This window comes from Caproiciproducens galactitolivorans (assembly GCF_004768785.1).
Lineage (GTDB): Bacteria > Bacillota > Clostridia > Oscillospirales > Acutalibacteraceae > Caproiciproducens > Caproiciproducens galactitolivorans.
Window position 1 is genome coordinate 263,888 of the sequence record NZ_SRMQ01000001.1, and the last position, 25,558, is coordinate 289,445.

The following is a 25,558-nucleotide window of genomic DNA, read 5'->3' on the forward strand; positions in this document are numbered from 1 at the left end:
ATTCATAATTTTCCCGTTGCCGCTCATAATAAGGGAGAGGTGAAAATCTATGGATGCAGACCGCAAACAACGTTGTGAGAGGAAAGAAGGAAAGGCTTACAAGATGGCTTCAACGCTTCCGAATATGGGCAGGGGCGATATCCCGTCCGATATACTGGGAAGTTATACGGGAACGTCCCAGGACGGGCAAAAACCGGATCAGGATGCAGATGATCTTTAATTTTTGAGCTATATTTTTCTCATTGTCATCATAATAATTGTAGGACAGTAGGTGATCGCTTGTTTTACAATTGTATGAAAATGAAAAAAATAATAGCTCTTTTTCTTTTGCTCGTTGCTGCAGTTGTTTTTGCCTCCTCCAGCTGCTTTAATCGAAGCGCGCCTGCCGTTGCCGAGACACAGGCTTCGGCAGGCGACTACATAAAATATGTTGAGTTTAATGTTCCCTATATCGCATTGAAAAAAGCAATGAACCTCGATATTTCTTCACATGACAAGGAGATAAAATATAATTGGATTGAACTGCTTGCTTATCTTGCGGCGAAGTACGGCGGGAATTTCTCCCATTATAAGAGCAATGATATGGATATCCTTGTCGAAAAGCTGCAAACGCAGAGCATCGATGAACTAACGAAGAATATGAAACATTATACGTATTATCATAAAGCATACACAGCCGTTTTGGGAGGCTTGCTGGGCAGTTACAAAATCAACGGCGAGGAAAAATACGGCCTGATCGGCTTTTCGCCAATTGCCAAATCGTTTCCCTATCATGATTACGATGATTTTGGAGCCGCGCGAACCTACGGTTATAAGCGGCAGCATTTAGGTCATGATATGATTGCGGCGACCGGAACGCCTGTCATTGCGGTGGAGTCCGGCGTGGTGGAAGCGCTTGGCTGGAACCAATACGGGGGATGGCGCATCGGGATTCGCAGCTTTGATAAGATGCGGTATTACTATTATGCCCATTTAAGGCAAAATCGCCCGTATGCGGCGGATTTGGCGGTTGGGCAGACAGTTACCGCGGGCGACGTAATTGGATATGTGGGCCATACGGGCTACAGCACAAAGGAGAATGTCAATAACATTAATCTAAGCCATTTGCATTTTGGGCTTCAGCTTATTTTTGATGAGAGCCAAAAGGAATGCAACAATGAAATCTGGGTGGATGTTTATCAGCTCACAAAGCTGCTGCGCCAAAACCAGTCAGCGGTTGTCCGTAACCCAACGACCAAAGAATACTGCAGGAAAATTCCAATCGAAATCCAATATGAGCAGTAAATTTTTCATTGATTTTTCCGCCACACTATGCTATAATAGCAAACGTTGAACCGCCAATTTGACAGTTTGCACGCTGGTGTGGCGGAATCGGCAGACGCAAGGGACTTAAAATCCCTCGGTGGCAACACCGTGCCAGTTCAAGTCTGGCCACCAGCACCAAAAAGCAGTCCAGCCCTTATGGGTCGGGCTGCTTTTTCACGTTGACGGATTCATAATGCGAACTGCGGTGCAGGTGGTGGGGGAAGCAGCAGAAAGGCGAATCATTTCGGAAAATGTGGGTACTCGCGGAACGCGGGCACAGTATGCAAAAAAAACACCGCAGCTTTTCAGCTACGGTGTTTTTGGCATATCTGAAGGATTCTATTTTTATATTATTTCTTTTGATCGCATCCCAGTTGTGTACCGGTGTTTCGTTCCCGATTTTGAAAAGAGCGGAACAGTTGGAAATGCAGAGTAGGATCGGACTGTAAAACATAGGAAATGAATTCGTTGGCACAATCACCTAAGTTTAACACGTTAAAATTGGTAAAAACAGAAAAATGGCGTTGATTATTGGTAAGTTTTTATACAAAAAAAGAGTTGACTTTTGTCAAATATTAAATTATTCTTTATGAAGAAAGGGAGTGGTGAAATGAAAATCGATAAAGTTGTCGTGATTGCCAATAAAACCTTTGAGGGAATCAGCGTAATTAACATTGAGCTTTACAATGAGAGCGGAAGACGATGCGCGCAGCCTACAAAGCATTTTATAGACAGCATCAATAAACTCCCTACGCTGGACGAGAAGAAAATTAAGACGGTAATCGCAAGGCAATATCAGATTCCCGCAGATATGATTTCCTTCTTTTAAAATGGAAATTGATGATAAAGCATCCGTTGTTTGACGACGGATGCTTTTTTTCATAAGGACGATGCTTGCTGTTCGCCTTAAACCACATATTTTTATTATTAAATAAATTATTTTTATAAACTTTATTACTTTAATGGTTTTACTGGCTAAATTATGATATAATCGGACAGAAGGAAAAAATAAAATCACATCATACTGAGATTCCCCTTCATCTCAAATTGAAAGAAGAAAGTTGATGTAAAATGGCAATTACAGATTTTCTTGAAAGAAACGCGAAGCTCTACCCCACGGAAATCAGTCTGGTCGAGATCAATCCGGCGAACCAGCCGGATCGTGCGGTTACATGGCGGGAATATAATTTAATTGAGTCCAGTTCTTCCGAGAAATATCGCCGTGAAATGACTTGGAGGGAATTCGATATAAAAGCGAACCGGTTTGCGAATCTCCTTCTTACCCGCGGTGTTCAAAAGGGGGATAGGGTGGCAATCCTCCTGATGAACTGCCTGGAATGGCTTCCGATTTATTTTGGAATCTTAAAGACTGGGGCGCTTGCGGTTCCGATGAATTACCGTTATACAGCCGAAGAAATCAAATACTGTCTGGAACTGGCAGAGGCGAATACGCTTGTGTTCGGTCCGGAGTTTATCGGACGTGTGGAGCAGATATTCGACCATCTGCATGGCGTGAAGACCTTTTTCTATGTGGGAGAAAACAAGCCGACCTTTGCTGACAGTTACGACAAACTTGTTGCGTATTGTTCATCTACCGCGCCGGCGGTTGATCTGAAGGACGACGATGACGCGGCGATCTATTTTTCTTCCGGTACGACTGGTTTTCCCAAGGCGATTCTTCATTCGCACAAGGCGTTGATTTCCTCCTGCCTTACCGAGCAGAATCATCATTCGCAAACGCATGAGGATGTCTTCTTGTGTATTCCTCCGCTTTACCACACCGGTGCGAAAATGCACTGGTTTGGCAGCCTTTTGACGGGCGGAAAAGCGGTGCTCCTTCGCGGGGTGAAACCGGAGTGGATTTTACAGGCGGTTTCCGAAGAAAAAGTCACGATTGTTTGGCTGCTGGTTCCCTGGGCGCAGGATATTCTGGACGCTATAGAGCATGGGGACATCCGGCTCCAGGATTACCGTCTGGATCAGTGGCGGCTGATGCACATTGGCGCCCAGCCCGTTCCGCCCAGCCTAATCCGTCGCTGGAAAAAGGTCTTTCCGCAGCATCTTTATGATACGAACTACGGGCTCAGCGAATCCATCGGTCCGGGCTGCGTGCATCTTGGCGTTGAAAATATACATAAAGTAGGCGCAATCGGCAAAGCGGGGTACCTTTGGGAGGCCGCGATTGTCGACGATCAGGGCCAAAAGGTTTGCCCGGGCGAAGTGGGCGAGCTGATTGTGAAAGGTCCAGGCGTTATGAAATGCTACTTCAACAATCCGGAAGCAACTGCGGAAACGCTGAAAAACGGATGGCTTTTTACCGGCGATATGGCGCGTATGGACGAAGACGGTTTCATTTATCTGGTCGACCGCAAAAAGGATGTTATTATCAGCGGGGGAGAGAATCTCTATCCCGTACAGATTGAGGACTTTTTGCGCGCACATCCGGCGATAAAGGACGTCGCGGTTATTGGGCTTCCGGACGACCGTTTGGGCGAAATCGCCGCTGCGATCATCGAATTGAAACCGGATGTTTCCTGTACGGAAGAGGATATACGGGAGTTCTGCATGAATCTCCCGCGCTATAAAAGGCCGCGCAGGATAATTTTTGCGGACGTGCCGAGAAATCCGACCGGGAAAATTGAAAAACCCCGTCTGCGCGAAATTTACTGCGGCGAGCGTTTGGTCGAAGCCGAAACGACAAAATAAAACCGAAGCGCAGCCTTCGCGTTCTGTTGTAAAAGAATCATAACTGTGTTACCATAATACATACGAATAAATGATACATCCATTTTCGAAGCGAGGGGCTTAACTATGTCTTCGGTAACAAAAAGAGCATTGGCAGCTTCCCTGAAAAAACTGATGGAGAAAACGCCGCTTGATAAAATAACCGTCGTCGATGTGGTAACGGAATGCGGGGTAAACCGTCAGACATTTTATTATCATTTTCAGGATATCTACGACCTTTTGGGTTGGATTTACCGTACGGAAGCGATTGACGGAATTGCCGGTTATCGAACTTACAGCACGTGGCCGCAGGGGTTTTTGATGATATTCCAGTATGTTATGGACAATAAAGCGTTTTGCAAGAATACGTTTCATTCGATTGGGCGCGAACATCTGGACCATTTTTTGCACGAGGTTACATATGATTTAATGATGGGGGTCATTAATGAAGTTGCCAACGGGAAGAACGTTTCCGACCGTGAGAAAGATTTCATGGCGAATTTTTATTCTTACGCTTTCATTGGCATTTTGGCGCAATGGATTTTGGAAGATATGCAGGAGGATCCGAAGCGTATCGTTGATAGCCTGTGCAAACTCATCGAAGGGGATATTCCCCGCGCAATAGAAAAATACGCAAAGGATTCCGTTTGATTCCAGAAATGACAAGCCCATGCAAGAACCCTCTAAAGATCGGAAAGGCTTCCTGCACGGGCTTTCTAAATATAATTAGAAAAAAATTATGTATTTTGTGTGCCTCAAAAGAAAACGTGCTATAATGGATAAAAAGAAAATCCGTGAAAAGGGATGTTGCTATGAAGAAGATATTGATTATCGTGGATTACCAAAATGATTTTGTTTCCGGAAGCCTGGGTTTTCAAGATGCGGTTTTGCTGGAGGACCAGATTGCAGAAAAAATAAAAGACTATCGAAAGAATGGCTGGGAAGTAGCCTTTACTTATGACACACATGAATCCAATTATCTGAATACACAGGAGGGAAGGAAGCTTCCCGTACCGCATTGCCTGAAAAACACCGAGGGCTGGAGGTTGTACGGAAAAATAGCCGCTCTCTGCCGTACCGAAGATAAATGCTTCGAAAAGCCGGCCTTTGGTTCCATGCAGCTTGCCGAATATCTCGCGGACAAGCAGTATGACTGCGTTGAGTTTGCTGGTGTTGTTTCCAATATCTGCGTCCTCTCAAATGCCGTGCTGGCAAAGGCGGCGCTTCCGGAAGCGGAAATCCGTGTGGATGCCGCCTGTACAGCCAGTAACGACGCGCGCTTGAATCAGGAGGCGCTTGATATTATGAAGGAATTACAGATTGAGATTATAAACGGATGAAAAAACACCCCGTGATTCCACGGGGTGTTTGCAATTTAGGCGCGAAGTTTTACTTTTTCGGCTTCGGACCTTAAAATTTTTGCCTGTGCGGAAAGTTCCTCGCTTGCGGCCGCGCTTTCCTCCGCTGTTGCGGAGTTTGTCTGGACGACTGCGGAAACCTGTTCGATTCCCTTGGTTATTTCCGAGATGGCCGTTGCCTGTGCGGTGGAGGCCTGTTCTATTTTCCGTATGGTGTCCTGCACATTTGCCATTTGCTCGGCTGCCATGTTCAATGCCTGCGCGGTGCTGTCGGCAATCTGTGTTCCATCTGTAACCTTTTCAATGGAGTTTTCAATTAACTGGGTTGTCTGTTTCGCTGCGTCAGCGGATTTGCTTGCAAGATTGCGTACCTCGTCGGCAACAACGGAGAAGCCTTTCCCTGCCGCTCCGGCTCTGGCGGCTTCAACGGCGGCGTTCAAAGCCAGAATATTGGTTTGGAATGCAATATTATCAATTACCTTGATGATTTTACTGATTTCGTTGGAAGAGATATTGATGTTATTCATCGCTTCAAGCATTTGCTGCATTTGCTGGTTACTGTGCTGCACCTGTTTTGTGGTTTCCTCTATGTAAGACGTTGCCTCGGTGACGTGCTCGGTGTTCTCTTTTACCCGCTGGGAAACGTCGGATATGGTTGCGGAAAGTTCCTGGATGGCGCTGGCCTGTTCCGTGGCTCCCTGTGCCAGGTTTTGCGCTCCGCTGGCTACCTGGTTTGAGCCGTTGCTGATCTGTTCGGAGGAGGTTAGAACATTTTTAAATGTCCCATTTAATGAATCTAAGATGGTATTTACCGCTGTTGCAATCGGAGCGTAATCGCCCGCATAACCCTTTAGCGGCTTTAAGGAAAGATCGCCTTCTGCAATTTTTACAAGTTTATTCGTTATTTCATTAATCGCGTAGCGTAGGCTTTGCATAGCAAAGCGGAAGGCGTCGGCAAGCTGGCCCAATTCATTTTGAGACCGGAAGGTAATGTTAACGTCCAAATTTCCCTCGGCGAACTGTGTAGCTGCCTCGATCAGCTCTTCTACTGGCTTGCTAATTGTTTTCACAATCGAGAAATATATGGATATTAAAGAAAGGATTCCTACGATCGTGATCAGAATTAAGACAATAGCGAAAGAGTTCAATGAACCGCTGCTGCTTAAAATTCCCAAGATGCCTAAACCACCGCATAGGGCGATAAAGATTGCTCCGATAATAAATCCAAGCAGCAGCCTTTTTTGGATTTTCATATCGGAAAGTTTTAAACGGGGCAGTTTCAAATCTTTTAAATTTTTCATTTGGTTTTAACCTCCTTGGAATGATTACTAGATAGAAATATTGGATTTAGAAGTAAAAAGTACGACCATCAATCGCCCCTTTCAGTCAAATGCGGTAAGAAGATAAATTATTCCTATAAAATATATTTTAACAGAATAAGTCAATTTATTCTATTTTATAATGAATTATAACGAATTTTTTACAGAAAATAACCAAAAAAATTCCCATAATTCTACTTCATAATCAAATTTAAGGATTTTAAATAAAGGAAAAGATCAATCGCCAGAATTCGACAATTTTTCTTATTCAGCGTGAAAACAGCAGTAAAAAGATTATGATAAATTAAAAATGATTGGAAAAAATAGTAATTGAAATTGGAAGGGCAGTATGCTATTATAATTTACAATTTGATCAATTTTAAATGAAAAGGAGAGCAAAGGATGGAGAATCCTCTTGTTGATATTCTGTACACGCAAAACTGGGACAGTAGCACAAAATTTTCGATTAAGGTAACAAAACCGCTTCATACGGAGGTAACGCCTTACCAGAGAATCGATTTTTTCGATTCGGAAACGTATGGCCGCTTCTTTACACTAGACGGTCTGATGATGGTTACACAGAAAGATGAATTTGCTTACCATGATATGATCGCCCATGTGCCTATGGCGACAAACCCGGATATCAAGCGCGTTTTGATTATCGGCGGCGGCGACGGGGGAACATCGCGTGAAATATGCCGTTATAAACATATTGAAAGTGTTGATCTTGTGGAAATCGATGAGCGGGTTGTGCGGCTTTGCCAGCAGTATCTTCCGCAGACAGCGGGCCATATTGCAAATGAACCGCGCCTCCATCTGCACTTTGAAGACGGCCTAAATTATGTAAAGAACAAGCCGGATGCTTCCTATGACTTGATCCTTGTGGATTCCACAGACCCGATCGGTTCCGGCGAGGGGCTGTTCACCACGGAATTTTACCGTCAGTGCTTCCGTGTCCTTTCAGACGAAGGCATTCTGATTAACCAGCACGAATCTCCTTATTATTCGTTCCATGTAAAGGAAATGCGCAAGGCGCACCGGAAAATCAAAGACGTGTTTCCGATCGTAAGGGTATACCAGTACAATATCGCTACGTATCCGTCCGGTCACTGGCTGTTCGGTTTTGCTTCCAAAAAATATGACCCGGTGCGTGACCATCAGGCAGAGCGCTGGGAAGCGTTCGGCCTGAAAACCATGTATTATAATTCCCAAATCCATGAAGGCGCATTTGCCCTTCCTACCTTTGTAAATGAAATGCTGGCTGGAACGGACCCGAATACGCTCCCGATTTTTCCCCATAAAGATTATGTCGAATAAATTCAAAATAATGGGCCGGCGCGAAAACCGGTCCATTCATTTTATCGGAAAAGGAGAGATGCAGGTTGCGCCGGAAGGAATTGGATTCGGAAGAGATGCTCCGCTTTTTATTGGACTTTTGCGCGGTGAACACCATAAACGGGCGAGAGGGCTGCGAAAACAACGGAACAAAGTTCTTGTATGAAAGCCTGAAAACAATACCGTATTTTCAGGAAAATCCGGAATGCCTATTTTTACAGATGGTTGAGGGCGATCCTTTAAAAAGAAAAAATCTGGTAGCTTTTTTGAAGGCAAATCCCACTACGAAAAAGACCATAATTCTCAGCGGCCACATTGATACGGTCGATACCGAAGCGTGCGGCCCGTTGAAGGATTTGGCGTTTCAGCCGCTCCAATATACACAAGCGCTTTCAAAAGCGGATATCCGCGAAGAAATCCGCAGCGAGCTCCAAAGCGGCGAGTATCTCGCCGGCAGGGGGGTGGCGGATATGAAATCCGGGCTGGCGGCCCAGTGGGCGGTTATGAAATATTATGCCCTGCATATGGAAAAACTGAGAGTCAATCTGCTTTGGATACCGGTTGTCGATGAAGAGAACAATGCGAACGGGATTCATCAGGCGGTAGAATATTTCTGTTCCCTGCGGGATGAAAAATACGAATTCCTCTGCTGTATTGACAGCGAACCGACCATTACTCCGGAAAGCAAGGAATGCGGACGGATTTATCTTGGCACAATCGGAATGGTTACTCCCTTTGTGCTGGCTGTGGGGAAGGAAAGCCATGTGGGCGAATATTTTGAAGGGATCAGCGCCGCGCTGATGGCATTTCACTTGGGAATAGCGATTGAGAATAATCCGGAATTTACGGAAATTTATATGGAAAAAAAATATCCGCCCATTTGCTGCCTGAGGACAATGGATTTTCGAAAGAGCTATTCCGTAACGGTTCCAAACCGCTTCGCTATGTATTTTAATTATCTGTTTGTAAGGAAAAGGCCGGGGGATATCCTTCATTTGATCCGACAACTTGCTGTTTCCTCTGCAAAAAATGCGCTGGAACAGGCCAACACGGGAAAAAAGGCTGTTAAAATACGGACTTTTGAAGAGCTTTGTACGGAATACGAGCAGAAATCGGGACGCAGCCATGAGGAAGGCTTAAAGGCATTTATCCGCCGGTGTCCGCAGGATATGGATATTCAGGACTGCTGTTTGCACTTTGTGAATGAACTTTGCGGAGAAGTCCAATTGGAGGGGCCGGCGTTTGTCATCGGTTTTCTGCCGCCATACTGCCCTTCCCGCGTGAATCTACGGATCAGCGAGAAAGAGCGGAAAGTGGAAGCTATCGCAGAGCAGTTGATCGAAGCCCGCAAAGAAGAAGGAATTGACATTCGGCTGTCCGAAGTGTATGAGGGCATATCGGATTTGAGCGAGCTTGGGTTCCAAGGCGACGACGAGGACATTTCCCTTTTGCGGAAAAACCTTGTGGGGCTGAATGTCGGTACGCCGTATCCGCTTGAAAAAATGCAGCAGCTTGATATCCCAGTTATCAATATCGGCCCCATCGGCAAAGATGCGCACAAAAGGGGGGAAAGGCTGTATCTTCCGTATTTTCAGGATGTGCTTCCGGGGCTTTTACTGGATTTCATTGAGAAAATGCAGAGCGATGAAGGCAAGTCTTAAAGGGCATAGATCCCTCTTAGAAAGAATGCCTGATTGGTCCGACCGACGTAACACATGCAGAAAGGAGAGCAGCTGTGAAAGTAATCTATCAAGAAGATTCAACACCCCGAAAAGACGGCTACCGAATGCCCGGGGAGTTTGAAAATCATACGGGCACATGGATGCTTTGGCCGCAGAGACCGGACAACTGGCGCAATGGCGGAAAGCCGGCGCAGGAGGTTTTTTGCAATGTTGCAAGGGCAATTGCGCAGTTCGAGCAGGTTACCATGTGCGTTAGCCCGGATCAATATGAAAACGCAAGCGCCATGCTGAAGGACAGCGGGCAAATCCGCGTAGTGGAAATGACCAGCAACGACGCGTGGATTCGGGACTGCGGACCGACTTTTGTTGTCAATGACAGGGGAGACGTCCGGGCGGTTGACTGGGATTTCAACGCGTGGGGCGGCCTTTATGACGGTTTGTATTTTCCATGGGATCAGGACGCGCTTGTTGCGGCCAAGATCTGTGAAATCGAACGAATTACCCGCTACAAGCCCGATCGTTTCGTTTTAGAGGGCGGTTCCATTCACGTTGACGGCGAAGGCACAGTTCTGGTTACGGAATCCTGTCTACTGAGTCCCGGTAGGAATCCGGGGTTTACAAAGGAACAGATTGAGGCAAATCTGCGCGAGTACTTAAACATAGAAAAGGTTGTGTGGGTAAAAGAGGGAATTGACCCGGACGAAACCAACGGACATATCGACGATGTCGCCTGCTTCGTGCGTCCGGGCGTTGTTGCCTGCATTTGGACGGATGATAGGGATGATCCGTTCTATCGGATTGCACATGATGCTTACGATTTGCTGTCCAACACCATTGACGCCAAGGGACGCAGGCTGAAGGTCTGCAAGCTCTGCCTGCCGAAAAAACCGGTTCGCATCACCCATGAAGAGTCCAAAGGCGTTGATATGGTAGAAGGAACCCGCCCGAGAATGGAGGGGGATCTCTGCCCGGGCTCTTATATGAATTTCCTGATTGTCAACGGCGGCGTAATTGTTCCCCAGTACGGCGATGAAAACGATGCGCTTGCTCTTGAGCAGATACGGGAGATGTTTCCGGAACGGAAAGTGGTGGGCGTTTTGACCCGCGAAATTCTTTTGGGCGGGGGAAATATCCACTGCATTACGCAGCAGCAGCCAAGCGGCAAAGAATGCACAGAATAAGCCTTTACGGTTGGAGGCCTATCGTTTGATCGGAAACTGCGGTTCCGGATTGATAATCTTTATCAATTCAATTATACTAGTAAAATAGAGGTATAAAAAATAAAGTGAGGTCTTGGTATGCCCAATGACAATCGGATAGCCGTACTGATCGACGCAGATAATGTTTCGGAAAAGTTTATCAAGTTTATTTTGGATGAGGTATCGAACGATGGCGTGGCGACTTACAAACGGATTTATGGCGACTGGACGAAGCCTGCGCTTAGTACATGGAAAAACGTACTGCTGGAATATTCTATCACGCCGATTCAGCAATACAGCTACACAACTGGAAAAAATGCAACGGATTCCGCTATGATTATCGACGCGATGGATATTTTGTATTCCGGGAACGTAGAGGGGTTCTGTATTGTTTCAAGTGATAGTGATTTCACCCGCCTTGCTGTCCGCCTGCGCGAATCCGGCATGTATGTTGTTGGAATGGGGGAAAAGAAAACTCCGCAGGCTTTTATCTCGGCCTGCAATAAATTTCGCTATTTAGAGGTTCTTGCGCAGACAACCGCTCAGGGTGAAGAAACCCAAACCGGGGAAGAAGAAGCCGTAACAGTAGAAACAACGCCGCTTGAGGTTATTAAAAATACCGTTCAGACCATTGTACAGGAAATATCGGATGATGATGGACGAGCATTTGTGGGTGAAATCGGAAACATGCTGCTGCGCCGTTATCCAGACTTTGACGTTCGCAATTATGGATTTAAAAAGCTTACCCCGCTCCTTCAATCCTTTAAAATTTTTGATATCTATTCAGAAAAAAACAGCGATGGGTATAACCGTCTTGTATATGTAAAAGAGAAAAATCCTTCGTCTTCTCAAAACAATAATAAAAAATCCCGTAAATAGGAAATTTTCTTGAAGGCAGCGAGATAGGGCAGCGGCTTAGCCGCTGCCTCTCGCTATTAGATTGTATTGGCGAACCGTATTTTTATTCAGATTGTATCGCTTTATTTGAAGCGCCGGAAAAGATGAAAATGGGATGGCTTTGACTGAAATACATGTCTTTCCGGATATAGACTTATAGTCACATTTTTCATGAGTAGTATTTAAAGTTGTATAAAACAGACAACCAAAAAGCATTTCCGACCGATAAAGGGCGCCTGTCTCAGTATACTGTAAATGTTTGCGCCGCACCAGTACGGCTTTCATACCGTGAGGATCCATTTCAGCGTGCTTTTTGGAAAAAGAAAAAGAGCGGACGCAACCGCGCGTTCGCTCTTTCTTGTTAAGTTGCAGGAATGTGAATATCAGTCGCTGCTGAAAGGGAGCAATGCGAGGTGACGCGCACGCTTAATAGCGACGGTCAATTCGCGCTGATGATGTGCACATGTTCCGGTTACTCTGCGGGGAAGAATCTTCGCCCTTTCAGAAATAAAACGGCGGAGCTTTGCAACATCCTTGTAATCAATCGAATCTACCTTGTCAACACAAAAACCGCAAACCTTTTTGCGGGACTTACGCCCGCCGGGGCGGCGGTCTTGCTTATCGTTTTTATCAGCCATGGCAAAAGCCTCCTTTTCTCATCATAATTTAAAGAGGAAATCAGAACGGCAAATCGTCGTCCAATGGAATTTCCTCAAAATCGCCTGTGTCTCCACTTGCATAAGCAGGAGCAGACTGCTCAAGGGCGGTATCTGGTTTCGAATGATAATTGCTGCCCTGCGTTCCGGTACTGTCGCGTTTTGATTCCGCAAAATGGACGTTATCGGCTACAACTTCAAACGCTTTGCGCTTGTTACCTTCTTTGTCTGTATAGGTTCTTGTTTGAATGGAACCCTGCACCGCAACCAACTGCCCTTTGTGAAAATATTTGCACACAAAGTCAGCTGTGCTGCGCCATGCGACAACGTCGATAAAGTCCGCCTGACGCTCCGCTCCGGCTTTTACATAGGAACGGTCTACCGCTAGTGTAAAGCTTGTTACCGAAATATCATTCGGCGTATGCCGAAGCTCCGGATCGGCAACAAGTCTGCCCATTAAAACAGCGACATTGAGCATTCAAATCACTCTTCCTTCTTAGCTATCTTTCCGGATGATGAGAGAACGAAGGACACCATCGGTAATCTTAAAGATTCTGTCGAGTTCCGCGGTGAATTCAGGCGCGCTCGTGAAGCTGATTAAAGTGTAGTAGCCTTCTTCCTGCTTCTGAATCGGGTACGCAAGTCTGCGCTTGCCCCATTCGTCAACGGTGTCGATGGTACCGTGTGCTTCAATCAGATCCTTGAATTTCTGCACCAGCGAAGCGATTGCGTCCTCACCAAGCTTAGTAGAAAGGATAAATACGGTTTCATAGGAATTTTTTACTCCAGACATAATTGCACCTCCTTTTGGACTTTGGCCCCGGAATCAATCCGGAGCAAGGATAAAAGCCGAAAATTGCGGCTTAACAGAATAATTATATCAGTCTGTTTCTACGAAGTCAATAAAAATTTATATTTCCTTGCACAGTTCCTTCAGGTAGGCTTTGAATTCCGCCCCGATTTCCGGGTGCTTGAGCGCGGCTTCCACCTGAGCCTGCATAATTCCGAGCTTGTTCCCCATATCGTAGCGTTTTCCAGTGTATTCAACCGCAATCATGCCGACGGAGCGCGCCAGCGTGCGCATTGCGTCGGTCAGCTGGATTTCACCGCCCGCGCCCGGTTCCGTTTTATCCAGAATATCAAAAATATCCGGCGTGAGAATGCAACGGCCAAGGATGGAATACAGGGACATAATCTTATCCGGAGACGGTTTTTCAATCATATCTGTGCATTTGAAATAATTGTCGTGAATATTTTCAACCTTCAGGGAGCTGTATTTCGTAATGGCTTCGGCGGAAACCTGCTTTACTCCTAAAACGCCTTTGCCGAATTCCTCATACGCGCGTATCAGCTGGGCACAGGCGGGGTCTTCTCCCATAATGACATCGTCGCCGTACAAAACCGCAAACGGCTCGTTACCGACAAAAGATCTTGCGCAGTTTACCGCGTGGCCGAGGCCGCGCGTTTCCTTTTGGCGCACAAAGTAAATATTTGCTTGATGGGCAATATCGATGATTTCCTTTAAAATTTTCTCTTTTTCCGGCCCGCTGCTGGTCAGGCGCGCTTCCAGTTCAGGGACGCGGTCAAAATGATCTTCAATCAGGCCTTTGCCGCGGTTTGTAATGATCAGGATATCTTTGATGCCGGAACGGACAGCTTCCTCAACAATGTATTGGATTGCTGGCTTGTCCACGATGGGCAGCATTTCTTTCGGCATAGATTTTGTCGCAGGCAGAACGCGGGTTCCCAGTCCTGCGGCAGGAATGACAGCTTTGGTTACTTTCATGAATTAACAACTCCTAAATATACAATTATAAGATTTGAGGAAGATACATTACAATCAGATAGCAGATTAAAAGACAGATTGCAAGTGCCGTGTTTACGCCGCCTTGTTCCTGGTACTGAATTGCAGCGTGGGTAGCATCCGGCGCCTCCTGGCGGATTTGCTTCACCTTACTCACGCAGTGCTTCAAATACCATTTATTTCCGTTAAATCCGACAATCAGCATAATAATAAACTGAATTACGGCGATAATGGTCGGCAGGCAGAATAAAAACACTTGTTGATCCGGCTGCTGGGAAAGCTGGGCAAGAACCTGCATCATCTGTGCATAAGTTACATTCGAGGAATCCAAGGAGAGTCCCTCTTTTTGAAACATGGCCTGCAGCAAAGGAGTGGCAAAATGAATCGATACGTATGTGGAGATCAGATACAGAACCGTCATGACGGCGGTTACAATGGAACCGGTTTTATACTGCTTCCGGTACAGCATCCAGCCCCCTGAAAACAGAAATGCGCTAAAATTGAACCGGTTTTTCCCAAAGCGTTTTAAATTCATAAAAACAGGTAGATAATAAGGGGTGTTGCTTTGCACCAGCCTGGAAATATCCCCGGCGGAAACATCGTCGATTTGCTCGTTTGGGTTTACCCCGCCCATTGGATCAAATAGAAAGGGAACCGGCCCTTGTTGAAAAGGAGCGCCGTACGGCGGGAAGCCGTTCTGCGGATTCGACGGATTTTGCTGGAATCCCGGTGTATCCTGCTGATTTATTGTAAGGGACTGCCCGCAACGGTCGCAGAACATCGCGTTTTGCGAATTCATGTTTCCACAGCGCGGACAGCGCTTTGTTTTACATTCTGCCCGATTCACAGGTTCCTTTTGGGCTTCCTGCTTTGGCGGCGCCCATGCGGTATTAGTGCCGTGTTTGTCGGAGAAAACACATTTGCCTTCACTGGCGTAACACGCGCGGTGATAAGGAGCGCCGCATTCCGGGCAAACCACAATATCATCGTCGCGGGCAAAAGGCTTTCCGCAAACAGGGCAGTGTAAACCTGTATAATCAATCATTCTTTAACCTCCTGTAGAAAATATAAAGCGGCTTATTACCCTATTGTATATAATTTCCGTTAAAACTGCAACAATTTATCCGTAAATTTTCATCTCATTCACAATTCACCGCCGTTTATGGCTTCGAAGCATCTCTTGGCACCCACCTTCGGCAAATGTCCTTTACATTGTATATAAAATACTTTATAATATTTTCGTTATAGCACAGTTAAATCGTGAATTTTTTGTAAATCTACTATTAGATGAGATTAGAAGGATGGTTTTATGCTTCAGTTTGAAGAAATGAAGCTCGCTTTACAGGAGTTGGAGCCGGATCTAAAGGATTTGGCGGAGGCGCTCGGGCTTGAAAGCATGCGCGAAGAAATCGAAAAGTTGGACGCGAAAGCTGCCCAGCCCGGTTTTTGGGACGATATGGAGACTTCGCAGAAGGTTTTGCAGCGTTCAAGCATGCTGAAAAACAAAATGGCCGCTTACGAACGATTAAAAAGCGCCTACGGGGACACGATGGCGTTGATTGAGCTTGCTGATGAGGAGGGCGATCTTTCCTTACTGCCGGAAGCGCAGGAAGAGATGAAAAAATTCCAGTCGGAATTGGAATCACAGCGCCTGTCAACGCTCCTGAACGGAGAATACGACAGCAAAAATGCCATTTTGACGTTCCATGCGGGCGCGGGCGGAACCGAAGCGCAGGATTGGGCGGAAATGCTTTACCGGATGTACTGCCGCTGGGGCGAGCGTCATGGTTATAAGGTGGAAACGCTCGATTATCTTGACGGCGAAGAGGCAGGTTTAAAAAGCGCGACCGTATTAATTAGCGGCGAAAATGCGTACGGATTTTTGAAAAGCGAGGTCGGGGTGCACCGGCTTGTCCGTGTTTCGCCTTTTGACGCGTCCGGAAGGCGGCATACTTCTTTTGCTTCGCTGGAAGTTATGCCGGAAATTGACGACGACGTTGAAGTGCAGATCAACCCGGATGATATAAAAATGGATGTGTACCGTGCTAGCGGCGCGGGTGGGCAGAAGGTTAACAAAACATCGTCCGCCGTCCGCCTGACGCATATCCCGACCGGAATCGTTGTTTCCTGCCAGGTGGAGCGAAGCCAGTACCAAAACCGCGATGTCGCTATGCGTATGCTGAAATCCAAACTCATGGAAATTAAAGAGCGCGAACATTTGGAGCGCATAGAGGACATTAAGGGCGTGCAGAAAGAAATCGCGTGGGGGTCTCAGATTCGGTCCTACGTTTTTATGCCGTATACCCTTGTAAAAGACCACCGCACAGGCTATGAATCCGGCAATATTAATGCGGTGATGGACGGCGACCTGGACGGATTTATCAATGCGTATCTGAAAGCGCAAAGCTTGAACGCGCTTGGGGAAAATGTCGATTAATAATGTAAAAAGTTACAATTTTGGAATGGAAGGTTTCAAAAGTTATCCTTTATATTTTAGAATAGAAAGAATATAATAGGGAATCGAACGAAATGATGGTTTTCATTGCAGTATCAGAAAGGTTATGATTCCCTTGAAATCTCGTTTGCAAAAATCCGTAATCACATGTATCTGTGTTTTTGTATGTTTGGCTCTTTTACTTTTATCTTATAGTGGTCGCCAGCCGGAATCTATATCTAAGGCAAAAAAACCTATGCAACATGTACCGGCTAAGCTCTTTACGCAGACTTTCCCTTCTTTCACTAAAAAAGTAGGATACCCCAAAAAAGTTCCTCTGGCTTTCTATGAGTTGCAGAAGAAATACAATCTGGTTGCGGTTCCGACTTATGACGGCTCCTTTCAGCTTACCCACCCCAAGGTGCTGTATTTTGCAAAAGGCTGGAACGGATATAAGTACTGGATGTCCATGACGCCTTATCCGTATGGAAATGATGATTACGAAAATCCGTCTATTGTTGTTTCGAACGACGGGAAAAACTGGAGCGCGCCCGAAGGACTGAAAAATCCTGTTTCCGGGTTACCTCCGGATGTAAAAACGGGCGGGCATTATTCAGACCCGCAGCTTGTGATGCGCGGAAAAACGATGGAACTCTGGTACCGTTACAATCCGCAGAAACATGGAAGCCGCTATCCGGATAACGGAATAAATATCTATTATAGAAAGCAAACGCAGGATGGCATTCATTGGTCGGCTGCACAAAAGCTCCTGCAAAGCCGCGACGGTTATTTGAGCCTGTGCGTGCTTTATGAAAATGGGATGTACCGCACTTGGTATGCGTCTTACGGCGGCGATTTATGCTATACGGAAAGTCGTGACGCGTTAACATGGTCGACTCCCATATGCTGTAAAGTACCCCTTCCCGCCGGACTGCAGTGTTATCATCAGGATGTCATTAAAAACGGCTCGGATTATTATCTGCTACAAACGGCTGAAAGAGCATCCAATTATTCATTTCGGCTTTTCCTCCTTAAGTCACAGGACGGAATTCATTTTACAATGCTTCAGCCGATTATTCCAACGAAAGATACGGCGCTTTGGAAAAATATTTCTTTTTACCGCAGTACCGTTTTTGTAAAGGATAATAAAATGGATTTTTATATTTCTATCATTATTCGTAAGAGAAAATGGTATATGACACAAATGGAGATGCCGATGCCGAAAGTATTGCCGGGTGTTCAGTTATAAAAATAAAAGATTAGAATCAACAAAAGGACCGCAAACTGCGGCCCTTTTGTTATCCGGTAAATTCTATAGGGAAGACTATGTATTATCCGAATCAAAATCATCGTGGTGTGGATTTTCACTAACCAGTTTTGCTCCTTGAAACAAAACGTTGAGCATATCTGTTTCGTATTGAATGGATAGCGTATCCAATTTACTGAAAACGGTTCCCTTTGTAGTAACAACATATTTTTGGGGAAGCCGGTTTAAAGCATAAGAAGCGATATCCATTCGGCATTTTTCACATTTGCAGCACCCCAGCGAATCAATTACTTCGTCTAATTTTAATTGGACCAGGGTTTCCATTAGGTTTGTCAGTTTAACCTCCATCATATTACTCCTTCCGGTCACATCATAACAATTACTAAATATTATCATAATTTTTCTAATTTGTAAATGCGCAATTCGAAAGAATTTTACCGACTGCTTTGCTTTACGCTTTTTTAGTCTGGAACATGTTTCCGATACCCTAGAATATGTAAGCAGCGTATCTTTTTGTAAATATAGCTGCTTAACGGCCGCATATAAGAATCGTAAGTATGGGCTGCTACAAAGATATCCTCATCCGTTTTACCGACAACGACGGGGGAGTGGTAAAAATGCTCCAGTTCATCTCCCAGTTGAAGAATGTCGCCGATTTCCAGATTGTCCGTGTCGGATACCTCCGCGTAAGGCCCGGTTCCTTTATTTGTTGTAAGGAAGTTGTATAAATACTGTACGCCGCTCCAGGAGGGTGTTCGGTCGCTGCTGCTTTTATAATACCAGCCGAAGACAGGCGTGTAATTCATAACTTTGCAGCCGGCATAAATACATTGGGAAGCAAAATTCGTACAATCTCCGCCCATTTTGTCAAAATTTATAAAGGCCGGATTCCGTTGAAAAGCCCATATTTTCGCATATTCGAATGCATTTTCGCGGTTATACGGAAATTCAGCCAGCATAGTACGCACCCCGCATTCTATTTCATACTTATAGATAGTATGAGGGAAAAACGGTCGCAATTCCATTCTTTAAAAATTTTTTTGCTTAGCGGAGCCATCCTTACGGCGGGATCTGATTTTAAGCAAAAAGCGAAGAATTTGTACTGCCGCACCGGCGCATAACCCGATTGTCATCCAGGTAAATAAGGTGATCAGTCCCACAAGGTCTTCCCAGCCGCTGACATTGTTCAGAAAGGTCAATGCCATTTCAAAAAAGCCGATCCCAAGCCCTGCAAGGAAAATCCAGAGCATGATCCGCAGGTTCAGCAGATATAGGGTGGATGTTACTGCTCCGAAAGTCAGGGACAAAACAAGGTAGGCAATCATATTTTGAATCGTGACGGGGTTGCCGAGCAGATAACCCACTTCAAAATAGAAGAGAACAAAACAAACGGCCGTTACCGTGAACCAGATAACCCAGAAGTACAGGCTCCGATTTTTCATAGCAATACTTCCTTTTTGTAAATGAATATGGAATATTATGCCCTTTCGTCCAGGAGCTTAGACAAAAAAGGAGCGCAGCGAAAAGCTACGCCCCGCGGTAGGAGTCATCCTGCATAAATGTTTCAGCAAAAAGATGCAGTGCGTCCGCGGTGGATATTTCCGCCGCCTTTTTTTTCGCCGCCTCTCTTGCATACTGGGGGAGGGACTCGTAATATTCCTTTGCTTTCGCATCCGATCGCAGAAGGTCGTTTAAATCTGCCATTTCATCACCTCTCCTTTAGTTTTGACGAATTACAAGTAATTAGACAGGAATTTTTTTCCATTCAATCGGCTGTTCATTGATTTTTCTTCCAAAAAATGATACAATTTTACAATCGACTTACATGGAGATACGGATATGGATTTTAATATCAATCAGCTTTTAAACTCTCTATCTTATACCTTGGATTTTGTAGAAAAGGACTTAATAAAAAACGTGACAAATCATGGCAGGCGTGTGGCCTATATTGCGGCGCGGATAGGGAAAAAAATAGAAATGGGCGATACCGATTTATTCGATTTAATATCTTACTCGCTTCTGCACGACAACGGCGTAACAAAATCATTAATTCAGTCAAAGGAATCAAAGAATTACATAAGGGTGGAACTAAATGTGCTTCACTGTGTGGAAGGGGAAAGAAATATTGCTTACTTTCCCTTTTTTCACAGTATTCCAAATGTAATTCTTTACCATCATGAGCATTACGACGGCAGCGGCTTTTTTGGTGTTACGGGGAAGGATATCCCCGAATTTTCACGTATAATCGCTTTGGCGGATTTCATCGCCATTGCATTTTCGGAAGGGAAAAGTGCGGAAGACATTCTTTCCTCTATAAGAAATTCAAACCATTTTGACTTGGAATATTGCCAAGTTTTTTATGAATTGAGCAGAAATGTTGAGTTTTGGCTGAATATGGATGATAACTTTGTATTCGACGCGCTGAATTCCCTTATGCCAAGCGTTCAAAGAGAGTTTTCCTATAAGGATATGCGCATGGTTTCCCGTATTTTCAGTAATATTATTGATGCGAAATCCCCTTTTACCGGTTCCCATTCAAGGGGAATAAGCAGGAAAACCGGTATTCTCTGCAAATACTATGACTTTGATGAAGAAGTATCCTGGAAAATGCGTATAGCGGCGGACTTGCACGATCTTGGAAAGCTAATGATTCCGAATGAAATATTAGACAAGCCGGGTAAATTGAGCCGGCAGGAAATTACTATAATCCAATCCCATCCGTTTTATACCCGTAAAACGCTGGAGGGGATCGCCGGATTCGAAGAAATTGCTGAATGGGCTTCCAATCATCATGAAAAGCTGAACGGCAACGGCTATCCGTTCGGCCTGGATGCGGATAAGCTGGATTTCAACTCCCGCCTTTTATGCTGTGTGGATATTTATCAGGCACTGACGGAAAACCGGCCGTATCGCAAAGCCTTGTCCCATGAAAGTGCAATTGCATTAATGCGTTCCATGGTGAGTAATAAGCTGATTGACGCTTCCATTGTAGAAGATATCCATTCCGTCTTTCATGCTCTGCCAGAAAATTTGTGAAATCAAAAAGACCCAAGCCTTCGCTTGAGCCTTTGTCATGAATCCGAATTTTCGATCTGTTCCTGGAGTTCGTCAATGAAAGTTTCGATTTGCTCCATGCGCTTCTGATCCTTTTTCCGTTCTGCATGCTGGTAATACACCTTGTATACCGTTAGTTTGCTTTGCAGTACTGCCTTTTGCTTGGTATTCATGAAAGCGCCTCCTTGTATATTACTATTATATAACATAAAGTTATAACTTTTAATGTAAAGCGGGAAATGGCTGATATTGTAAAAAAGTACGCCGGAAAAAGGGCGTACTTCATTTACCGCAATTTTCATTCTCTTTGCTTGGAAAAGCCTTAAACAATCGATATGCCTCGTTTTTAAAATATGCCTGACTTGCAGTCAGGCTTTTTTTATTATATATGAAATTTTATTGTTTGTCAAATTTTTCTAAAATATTTCTTTTTAAAAATTTCTATAATGTTTACAGATTTGTTCATTGTTTTCCGAATCGACATATTTTATAATAAGAAAAGAATTAGAAAATATTTCCTTTACATCGTTCGGAGGATTTATGAGCCTGATTTGCTTGAAAGACATTCGCAAGGTTTATCATATGGATGAAGAAAAAATAGTTGCGCTCGGGCGGATCAATCTCCGCATTGAGCAAGGGGAAATCTGCTGTATTCTGGGAACGTCCGGCTCGGGAAAATCAACGCTTTTAAATATTATGGCCGGACTGGAAAAGCCGACAAAAGGAAGCATTGAAATCGACGGCGTAAATGTGACCGATTTTTCTGAAAAGCAATGGGCGCTGTTTCGTCAGAAATACATCGGTTTTGTTTTTCAGTCCTACAACCTTTTGCCTACTTTGACAGCGATTCAAAATGTGGCGGTTCCGTTGATGTTTAAGGGAATCAAGAAGAAGGAACGCACCAAAAGCGCGGTTCATATGCTGAAAATGGTTCATTTGGGAAACCGCCTGACGCATATGCCAACCCAAATGAGCGGCGGGCAGCAACAGCGCGTGGGGATTGCGCGGGCTTTTGTTGCACGGCCGCCCATTGTTTTTGCCGATGAACCTACGGGAAATCTGGACAGTAAAACAAGCCGGGAGGTCATGGGGCTGATGGTTACCATGGCGAAAAAATATAAAGAAACGCTCATCCTCGTTACCCACGATACGGAAATTGCAAAATACGCCGATCGTATTATTACGATACACGACGGCAGCATTCTGAACGACCAAAGCAATGAATCGATTCTGAAAAACCCGGAAAACTTGGAGGAAAAAGTTGTATGAGACTGGAAAAAAGACGCTTGGCTTCCCTTTTCCTGACCTTTTTGATGGCGGTCGCATTTTGTATGGGGTATCCGCCTGCAAAGGCATCCAATACTGCAGACCCGGAAATTTACAGCGAAAAACAAACGGTTTTAAAAGGCAGTCCGTTTCAGGCTGTGTTTTATTTTAAACATGCCTATTACAGTAGCACATATGATATTGTAATTGACGTTAATAATACAAACGGGGCCATTTCTTTAGGGGAAAAGACATTTTCCTCGAAAAAAGGTGAAATTGATAAAGAAACCGGTGAAGTAAATACTGATTCGAGCAAGAGTTCGGATGATGACGACAGCTATTATAAATATGATTATAAACTTGTTATTCCCGAGAAATATATGAAGCGCGTCGGGGATGGGGCGGGTACTTTGAAATTTACCATCCGCTATTACGATAGCAACGGGGCAAAGCTGGGAACCTATTTGGTACAAAAGACCGTTTTTGACCCTACAGGGACGAATTCAACCGAGGAAAACGGCCGGCTTCAGCTGCAATCCTACCGTATGGACCATTCGCCCGTGAAAGAGGGGGAGAAATTCAACCTTATTTTAACCCTTAAGAATAACGGGCCCTCCGCCTGTAATAATGTAATGTCTGTTTTGGATCCGTCCAGCGCTGAGGGAATCAGTATCCATGGGATTTCCGATACACAGTACATAGACTCCATCGCGCCGGGGCAGTCCGTAAACATTACCTATCCGATGACATGCCTGTCCAAAATGGTTACGGGTAATTATACGGTGAGCGTGATCCTTTCGGCAGATGAACTGAGCAAATCCCTTACTTCCAAGATTTTTATTCCGGTAATCGGGACAAAAGCGGATAAGGATGCCGTAAGCAACATCAACGAAAGTAAGCCGCTGATCATTATTGAAAGCTACGATTACGGCGGGAAGCCGGTGATGGGCGGAAAAGAATTCAACCTTGCAATGCATTTCAGAAACACGAATACTACCACACAAATTGAGAATCTGAAAATTACGGTCTCTTCCGTTGCGGGTACGGATGATAAATCCGCTGCCGGTGCGTTTACACCGGCAAAATCCTCGAATACCTTCTTTATTTCCAAAGTTGCGCCCGGTTCTTCTTTTACAGAACAGATCGCCCTGATACCGAAAGCAGACGCCACGCCGAATTCCTACGGTGTTACGGTTGCTTTTACCTATGAAGCTGTTCTGGACGGCAAGCGGGAGGCTATTGAGGCGAATGAAATCATTTCCATTCCCCTTGTCCAGTCCGACCGCTTTGAAGCGAATGGGGCGGAATTGCAGGGGCCTATTTCCATGGGGGATGCCGGTCAGCTCAACATCAGTTATGTAAATAAGGGAAAAAGTAAGATATTCAACCTTTCGGTGAAACTGGAGGGGAACTTTTCTACAGAATCGCCGAACACCTATATCGGGAATGTGGAATCCGGCTCCGGGGATACTTTTCAAGCGTCCTTGAGTCCATTGGAGGAAGGAACGTTAACCGGAAAGGCGATCTTTAGCTATGAGGACGCCAACGGAAATGTGAAAACTCTTGTCAAAAATTTTTCCTGCCAGGTAATCGCCCCGCAGGAAAACGGGGAGGAGCTTGGCTCCGAACCCGGTTCTTCGCTGGACGCTTCGAAAAAACCGCCCCTCTGGATGATTTTAACGGGAGCGGGCGTTGTGATCGTTGCGGCGGTTGTTTTGTTTCTTGTCATTCGGAAGAAGAGAAAAGCGAAGAAGCAGAAAATGTTGGAAGAAAGCGATGATTATGATGAAGCGTCGTAGGGTGATGGGATAATGAGAATTCAAGATATGCTTTCCATGGCCTTTGGAAATCTCTTTAAACGCAAGGTGCGGACTTTGCTGACAGTAACCGGCGTTATCATCGGTACCTGCGCAATTGTTGTCATGATGTCTTTGGGGATCGGCATTAAGCAGTCCATGCAAGATACGTTGAAAAACATGGGGGATTTAACGGTTATTACGGTGAATAGTACTTCGCAGTCCCCGGATGCCGCGGCTCTTGATGATAAAATGCTGAAGAAAATGAAAAAAATGGAACATGTTGCCGCCTTGACGCCGATTTTAAGCCTGGATTCATCAATGATCAGCATACAAAGTAAGAAGTACAAGTTTCAAGGGATGATATACGGTGTTTATCTGGATACCCTGAAAGATTTCGGATACAAAACGGAGAACGGCGAACTTCCTTCCGCCGGCGCAGACAAAACAACGATTTTGTTCGGGAAAGACGCGGAATATGATTTTATAGACATCCGTAAGTCGAGCAACAATATGATTTATCCGCAGCCGGATAAGAATGGCAAGATGCCAGATCCGTATGTCCGCCCGATGAAGGATAAGTTTCAGGTAACCGTAACCCTGCCGGAAGATTCGACAGCGACCGTCAAGCCCCTAAAGCTTCGGTGTGTTGGCACCCTTTCCGAAGATGGGGGAAAAAATCCGTATCCGAGCCATTCGATCTTTATGGATGTGACCTATGCGAAGGAATTGCAGGCAAAATACAATAAACTGAACAACGTAAAAAAGACCTCAAAAAAAGAAAGTTATGAAAGCGCAAGTGTAAAAGTGGATTCGATAGCAAATGTGCCGAAGGTGGAAAAAGCGATTAAAGAGCTGGGCTTCACAACGTACAGCATGGAAAATATTCGCAAGCCCATGGAGGAGCAGATGAGAACCATCCAGATGATTCTGGGCGGGCTGGGCGGCATTTCGCTTTTTGTCGCAGCGCTGGGGATTACGAATACAATGATCATGTCCATTTACGAGAGAACGCGCGAAATTGGAATTATGAAGGTTCTTGGCTGCGTTGTAAGGAATATCCGGACCATATTCTTAATTGAATCGGGCGCAATCGGCTTTATTGGCGGCGTAATCGGGCTGGCGCAAAGCTATGCCATATCGTTTGCCATCAATACGCTGTATGCCACAAGTGGTGATCAAGGAGGCGGTGCAGCCGGAATGATAATGGAAGGCACCGCGGGCGCGGCGGGCCAAATATCGATTATCCCTCTATGGCTCGCGCTTGGGGCGTTGCTCTTTTCAACGATGGTTGGTTTGCTTTCCGGCTTTTATCCTGCGAACCGCGCGGTTAAAGTCAGCGCGCTGACGGCGATAAAACAGGAATAATTCTTTTCAGAAACTGGCAGAGCGGTTTCGAAAAAAATTAAAAATTTTTTATCGATAAATGTTGACAAGAGTTTGCCTTTTCAGTATAATAGTA

27 protein-coding genes and 1 tRNA gene are annotated in these 25,558 nt (G+C 45.2%); 17 read left to right on the plus strand and 11 right to left on the minus strand.

Annotation, left to right across the window (positions count from 1 at the left end; all coding sequences use genetic code 11):
• The first annotated feature begins 49 nt into the window (after nucleotides 1-49).
• The 7 genes from CAGA_RS12545 (at nucleotide 50) to CAGA_RS01240 (ending at nucleotide 5,369) form a co-directional block, all read left to right on the plus strand.
• Nucleotides 50-220: a hypothetical protein gene (locus CAGA_RS12545; protein WP_167875122.1), complete on the plus strand. Its 171-nt coding sequence runs from the start codon at nucleotides 50-52 to the stop codon at nucleotides 218-220.
• An 80-nt stretch (nucleotides 221-300) separates the two neighbouring features.
• Nucleotides 301-1,284, plus strand: a complete 984-nt coding sequence (locus tag CAGA_RS01215; RefSeq protein ID WP_135656872.1) for a M23 family metallopeptidase — start codon at nucleotides 301-303, stop codon at nucleotides 1,282-1,284.
• Nucleotides 1,285-1,356: 72 nt separating this feature from the next.
• Nucleotides 1,357-1,443: transfer RNA gene (locus CAGA_RS01220), tRNA-Leu, on the plus strand.
• A gap of 472 nt (nucleotides 1,444-1,915) precedes the next feature.
• Nucleotides 1,916-2,134 (plus strand): hypothetical protein, encoded by a 219-nt coding sequence (locus CAGA_RS01225; RefSeq protein WP_135656874.1) that lies wholly within the window; start codon nucleotides 1,916-1,918, stop codon nucleotides 2,132-2,134.
• 242 nt (nucleotides 2,135-2,376) lie between these two features.
• A complete protein-coding gene (locus CAGA_RS01230) occupies nucleotides 2,377-4,011 on the plus strand; it encodes a class I adenylate-forming enzyme family protein (RefSeq protein WP_135656876.1) in 1,635 nt (544 codons plus the stop codon).
• 105 nt (nucleotides 4,012-4,116) lie between these two features.
• The gene (gene dhaS / locus CAGA_RS01235) at nucleotides 4,117-4,680 is read left to right on the plus strand and encodes a dihydroxyacetone kinase transcriptional activator DhaS (protein WP_135656878.1); all 564 of its coding nucleotides are present in this window, start codon (nucleotides 4,117-4,119) and stop codon (nucleotides 4,678-4,680) included.
• A 161-nt stretch (nucleotides 4,681-4,841) separates the two neighbouring features.
• A complete protein-coding gene (locus CAGA_RS01240; RefSeq protein ID WP_135656880.1) occupies nucleotides 4,842-5,369 on the plus strand; it encodes a cysteine hydrolase family protein in 528 nt (175 codons plus the stop codon).
• 35 nt (nucleotides 5,370-5,404) lie between these two features.
• On the opposite strand, the gene CAGA_RS01245 is transcribed toward CAGA_RS01240, so the two are convergent.
• Entirely contained in the window at nucleotides 5,405-6,688 is a 1,284-nt protein-coding gene (locus CAGA_RS01245; RefSeq protein ID WP_135656882.1) for a methyl-accepting chemotaxis protein, read from the minus strand.
• Between the two features lie 420 nt (nucleotides 6,689-7,108).
• On the opposite strand from CAGA_RS01245, the gene speE reads away from it, so the two are divergent.
• The 4 genes from speE to CAGA_RS01265 all read left to right on the plus strand — a co-directional run bounded on the left by speE (nucleotide 7,109) and on the right by CAGA_RS01265 (nucleotide 11,801).
• Nucleotides 7,109-8,023: a polyamine aminopropyltransferase gene (speE, locus tag CAGA_RS01250; protein WP_135656884.1), complete on the plus strand. Its 915-nt coding sequence runs from the start codon at nucleotides 7,109-7,111 to the stop codon at nucleotides 8,021-8,023.
• A gap of 65 nt (nucleotides 8,024-8,088) precedes the next feature.
• Entirely contained in the window at nucleotides 8,089-9,702 is a 1,614-nt protein-coding gene (locus tag CAGA_RS01255; RefSeq protein WP_135656886.1) for a M20/M25/M40 family metallo-hydrolase, read from the plus strand.
• A 74-nt stretch (nucleotides 9,703-9,776) separates the two neighbouring features.
• Nucleotides 9,777-10,904 carry an agmatine deiminase gene (gene aguA, locus CAGA_RS01260; RefSeq protein ID WP_135656888.1) on the plus strand — a complete coding sequence of 376 codons (1,128 nt, stop codon included), beginning with the start codon at nucleotides 9,777-9,779 and terminating at the stop codon, nucleotides 10,902-10,904.
• Nucleotides 10,905-11,021: 117 nt separating this feature from the next.
• On the plus strand, nucleotides 11,022-11,801 hold the full coding sequence (locus CAGA_RS01265; protein ID WP_135656890.1) for an NYN domain-containing protein: 780 nt from the start codon (nucleotides 11,022-11,024) through the stop codon (nucleotides 11,799-11,801).
• Nucleotides 11,802-12,202: 401 nt separating this feature from the next.
• On the opposite strand, the gene rpsR is transcribed toward CAGA_RS01265, so the two are convergent.
• From rpsR to CAGA_RS01290, 5 genes are all read right to left on the minus strand, one after another.
• Nucleotides 12,203-12,457 carry a 30S ribosomal protein S18 gene (gene rpsR / locus CAGA_RS01270; protein WP_135656892.1) on the minus strand — a complete coding sequence of 85 codons (255 nt, stop codon included), beginning with the start codon at nucleotides 12,455-12,457 and terminating at the stop codon, nucleotides 12,203-12,205.
• A gap of 40 nt (nucleotides 12,458-12,497) precedes the next feature.
• Complete coding sequence (locus CAGA_RS01275; RefSeq protein ID WP_135656894.1) at nucleotides 12,498-12,953, minus strand: single-stranded DNA-binding protein; 456 nt, start codon at nucleotides 12,951-12,953, stop codon at nucleotides 12,498-12,500.
• An 18-nt stretch (nucleotides 12,954-12,971) separates the two neighbouring features.
• The gene (rpsF, locus tag CAGA_RS01280; RefSeq protein WP_135656896.1) at nucleotides 12,972-13,268 is read right to left on the minus strand and encodes a 30S ribosomal protein S6; all 297 of its coding nucleotides are present in this window, start codon (nucleotides 13,266-13,268) and stop codon (nucleotides 12,972-12,974) included.
• A gap of 117 nt (nucleotides 13,269-13,385) precedes the next feature.
• Nucleotides 13,386-14,261, minus strand: a complete 876-nt coding sequence (galU, locus tag CAGA_RS01285; protein ID WP_135656898.1) for a UTP--glucose-1-phosphate uridylyltransferase GalU — start codon at nucleotides 14,259-14,261, stop codon at nucleotides 13,386-13,388.
• A gap of 25 nt (nucleotides 14,262-14,286) precedes the next feature.
• Nucleotides 14,287-15,324, minus strand: coding sequence for an RING finger protein (locus CAGA_RS01290; protein WP_135656900.1), 1,038 nt, complete (start codon nucleotides 15,322-15,324; stop codon nucleotides 14,287-14,289).
• Nucleotides 15,325-15,588: 264 nt separating this feature from the next.
• On the opposite strand from CAGA_RS01290, the gene prfB reads away from it, so the two are divergent.
• Together prfB and CAGA_RS01300 are read left to right on the plus strand one after the other, a co-directional pair.
• Nucleotides 15,589-16,716: a peptide chain release factor 2 gene (gene prfB / locus CAGA_RS01295; RefSeq protein ID WP_135656902.1), complete on the plus strand. Its 1,128-nt coding sequence runs from the start codon at nucleotides 15,589-15,591 to the stop codon at nucleotides 16,714-16,716.
• Nucleotides 16,717-16,969: 253 nt separating this feature from the next.
• Nucleotides 16,970-17,962 carry a sialidase/neuraminidase family protein gene (locus CAGA_RS01300; protein ID WP_135656904.1) on the plus strand — a complete coding sequence of 331 codons (993 nt, stop codon included), beginning with the start codon at nucleotides 16,970-16,972 and terminating at the stop codon, nucleotides 17,960-17,962.
• A 75-nt stretch (nucleotides 17,963-18,037) separates the two neighbouring features.
• Here the strand turns inward: CAGA_RS01300 and CAGA_RS01305 are convergent, their stop codons facing one another.
• The 4 genes from CAGA_RS01305 to CAGA_RS12550 all read right to left on the minus strand — a co-directional run bounded on the left by CAGA_RS01305 (nucleotide 18,038) and on the right by CAGA_RS12550 (nucleotide 19,684).
• On the minus strand, nucleotides 18,038-18,331 hold the full coding sequence (locus CAGA_RS01305) for a late competence development ComFB family protein (protein WP_243112897.1): 294 nt from the start codon (nucleotides 18,329-18,331) through the stop codon (nucleotides 18,038-18,040).
• Nucleotides 18,332-18,441: 110 nt separating this feature from the next.
• Nucleotides 18,442-18,939 carry an amidase domain-containing protein gene (locus CAGA_RS01310; protein ID WP_135656906.1) on the minus strand — a complete coding sequence of 166 codons (498 nt, stop codon included), beginning with the start codon at nucleotides 18,937-18,939 and terminating at the stop codon, nucleotides 18,442-18,444.
• A gap of 69 nt (nucleotides 18,940-19,008) precedes the next feature.
• Entirely contained in the window at nucleotides 19,009-19,422 is a 414-nt protein-coding gene (locus CAGA_RS01315; RefSeq protein WP_135656908.1) for a hypothetical protein, read from the minus strand.
• A gap of 85 nt (nucleotides 19,423-19,507) precedes the next feature.
• Nucleotides 19,508-19,684 (minus strand): hypothetical protein, encoded by a 177-nt coding sequence (locus tag CAGA_RS12550; RefSeq protein ID WP_167875123.1) that lies wholly within the window; start codon nucleotides 19,682-19,684, stop codon nucleotides 19,508-19,510.
• 135 nt (nucleotides 19,685-19,819) lie between these two features.
• On the opposite strand from CAGA_RS12550, the gene CAGA_RS01320 reads away from it, so the two are divergent.
• Nucleotides 19,820-21,016 (plus strand): HD-GYP domain-containing protein, encoded by a 1,197-nt coding sequence (locus tag CAGA_RS01320; protein WP_135656910.1) that lies wholly within the window; start codon nucleotides 19,820-19,822, stop codon nucleotides 21,014-21,016.
• 35 nt (nucleotides 21,017-21,051) lie between these two features.
• Here the strand turns inward: CAGA_RS01320 and CAGA_RS12555 are convergent, their stop codons facing one another.
• Nucleotides 21,052-21,207 (minus strand): hypothetical protein, encoded by a 156-nt coding sequence (locus tag CAGA_RS12555; protein ID WP_167875124.1) that lies wholly within the window; start codon nucleotides 21,205-21,207, stop codon nucleotides 21,052-21,054.
• Between the two features lie 367 nt (nucleotides 21,208-21,574).
• On the opposite strand from CAGA_RS12555, the gene CAGA_RS01325 reads away from it, so the two are divergent.
• Genes CAGA_RS01325 through CAGA_RS01335 form a run of 3 tightly spaced genes read left to right on the plus strand, consistent with a single transcriptional unit; the run spans nucleotide 21,575 to nucleotide 25,464 of the window.
• Complete coding sequence (locus CAGA_RS01325; RefSeq protein ID WP_135656912.1) at nucleotides 21,575-22,303, plus strand: ABC transporter ATP-binding protein; 729 nt, start codon at nucleotides 21,575-21,577, stop codon at nucleotides 22,301-22,303.
• Nucleotides 22,300-24,099, plus strand: a complete 1,800-nt coding sequence (locus tag CAGA_RS01330; protein WP_135656914.1) for a COG1361 family protein — start codon at nucleotides 22,300-22,302, stop codon at nucleotides 24,097-24,099. The genes CAGA_RS01325 and CAGA_RS01330 overlap by 4 nt, the downstream gene beginning before the upstream one ends.
• Nucleotides 24,100-24,111: 12 nt before the next feature.
• Complete coding sequence (locus tag CAGA_RS01335; RefSeq protein ID WP_135656916.1) at nucleotides 24,112-25,464, plus strand: ABC transporter permease; 1,353 nt, start codon at nucleotides 24,112-24,114, stop codon at nucleotides 25,462-25,464.
• Nucleotides 25,465-25,558 lie beyond the last annotated feature (94 nt).

What these genes read in the sequence shown, in the direction of transcription:
- CAGA_RS12545 (WP_167875122.1), top strand. Translation starts at nt 50, where the DNA reads ATGGATGCAGACCGCAAACAACGTTGTGAGAGGAAAGAAGGAAAGGCT.
- CAGA_RS01215 (WP_135656872.1), top strand. Translation starts at nt 301, where the DNA reads ATGAAAAAAATAATAGCTCTTTTTCTTTTGCTCGTTGCTGCAGTTGTT.
- CAGA_RS01225 (WP_135656874.1), top strand. Translation starts at nt 1,916, where the DNA reads ATGAAAATCGATAAAGTTGTCGTGATTGCCAATAAAACCTTTGAGGGA.
- CAGA_RS01230 (WP_135656876.1), top strand. Translation starts at nt 2,377, where the DNA reads ATGGCAATTACAGATTTTCTTGAAAGAAACGCGAAGCTCTACCCCACG.
- dhaS (WP_135656878.1), top strand. Translation starts at nt 4,117, where the DNA reads ATGTCTTCGGTAACAAAAAGAGCATTGGCAGCTTCCCTGAAAAAACTG.
- CAGA_RS01240 (WP_135656880.1), top strand. Translation starts at nt 4,842, where the DNA reads ATGAAGAAGATATTGATTATCGTGGATTACCAAAATGATTTTGTTTCC.
- CAGA_RS01245 (WP_135656882.1), bottom strand. Translation starts at nt 6,688, where the DNA reads ATGAAAAATTTAAAAGATTTGAAACTGCCCCGTTTAAAACTTTCCGAT.
- speE (WP_135656884.1), top strand. Translation starts at nt 7,109, where the DNA reads ATGGAGAATCCTCTTGTTGATATTCTGTACACGCAAAACTGGGACAGT.
- CAGA_RS01265 (WP_135656890.1), top strand. Translation starts at nt 11,022, where the DNA reads ATGCCCAATGACAATCGGATAGCCGTACTGATCGACGCAGATAATGTT.
- rpsR (WP_135656892.1), bottom strand. Translation starts at nt 12,457, where the DNA reads ATGGCTGATAAAAACGATAAGCAAGACCGCCGCCCCGGCGGGCGTAAG.
- CAGA_RS01275 (WP_135656894.1), bottom strand. Translation starts at nt 12,953, where the DNA reads ATGCTCAATGTCGCTGTTTTAATGGGCAGACTTGTTGCCGATCCGGAG.
- rpsF (WP_135656896.1), bottom strand. Translation starts at nt 13,268, where the DNA reads ATGTCTGGAGTAAAAAATTCCTATGAAACCGTATTTATCCTTTCTACT.
- galU (WP_135656898.1), bottom strand. Translation starts at nt 14,261, where the DNA reads ATGAAAGTAACCAAAGCTGTCATTCCTGCCGCAGGACTGGGAACCCGC.
- CAGA_RS01290 (WP_135656900.1), bottom strand. Translation starts at nt 15,324, where the DNA reads ATGATTGATTATACAGGTTTACACTGCCCTGTTTGCGGAAAGCCTTTT.
- prfB (WP_135656902.1), top strand. Translation starts at nt 15,589, where the DNA reads ATGCTTCAGTTTGAAGAAATGAAGCTCGCTTTACAGGAGTTGGAGCCG.
- CAGA_RS01300 (WP_135656904.1), top strand. Translation starts at nt 16,970, where the DNA reads ATGCAACATGTACCGGCTAAGCTCTTTACGCAGACTTTCCCTTCTTTC.
- CAGA_RS01305 (WP_243112897.1), bottom strand. Translation starts at nt 18,331, where the DNA reads ATGATGGAGGTTAAACTGACAAACCTAATGGAAACCCTGGTCCAATTA.
- CAGA_RS01310 (WP_135656906.1), bottom strand. Translation starts at nt 18,939, where the DNA reads ATGCTGGCTGAATTTCCGTATAACCGCGAAAATGCATTCGAATATGCG.
- CAGA_RS01315 (WP_135656908.1), bottom strand. Translation starts at nt 19,422, where the DNA reads ATGAAAAATCGGAGCCTGTACTTCTGGGTTATCTGGTTCACGGTAACG.
- CAGA_RS12550 (WP_167875123.1), bottom strand. Translation starts at nt 19,684, where the DNA reads ATGGCAGATTTAAACGACCTTCTGCGATCGGATGCGAAAGCAAAGGAA.
- CAGA_RS01320 (WP_135656910.1), top strand. Translation starts at nt 19,820, where the DNA reads ATGGATTTTAATATCAATCAGCTTTTAAACTCTCTATCTTATACCTTG.
- CAGA_RS12555 (WP_167875124.1), bottom strand. Translation starts at nt 21,207, where the DNA reads ATGAATACCAAGCAAAAGGCAGTACTGCAAAGCAAACTAACGGTATAC.
- CAGA_RS01325 (WP_135656912.1), top strand. Translation starts at nt 21,575, where the DNA reads ATGAGCCTGATTTGCTTGAAAGACATTCGCAAGGTTTATCATATGGAT.
- CAGA_RS01330 (WP_135656914.1), top strand. Translation starts at nt 22,300, where the DNA reads ATGAGACTGGAAAAAAGACGCTTGGCTTCCCTTTTCCTGACCTTTTTG.
- CAGA_RS01335 (WP_135656916.1), top strand. Translation starts at nt 24,112, where the DNA reads ATGAGAATTCAAGATATGCTTTCCATGGCCTTTGGAAATCTCTTTAAA.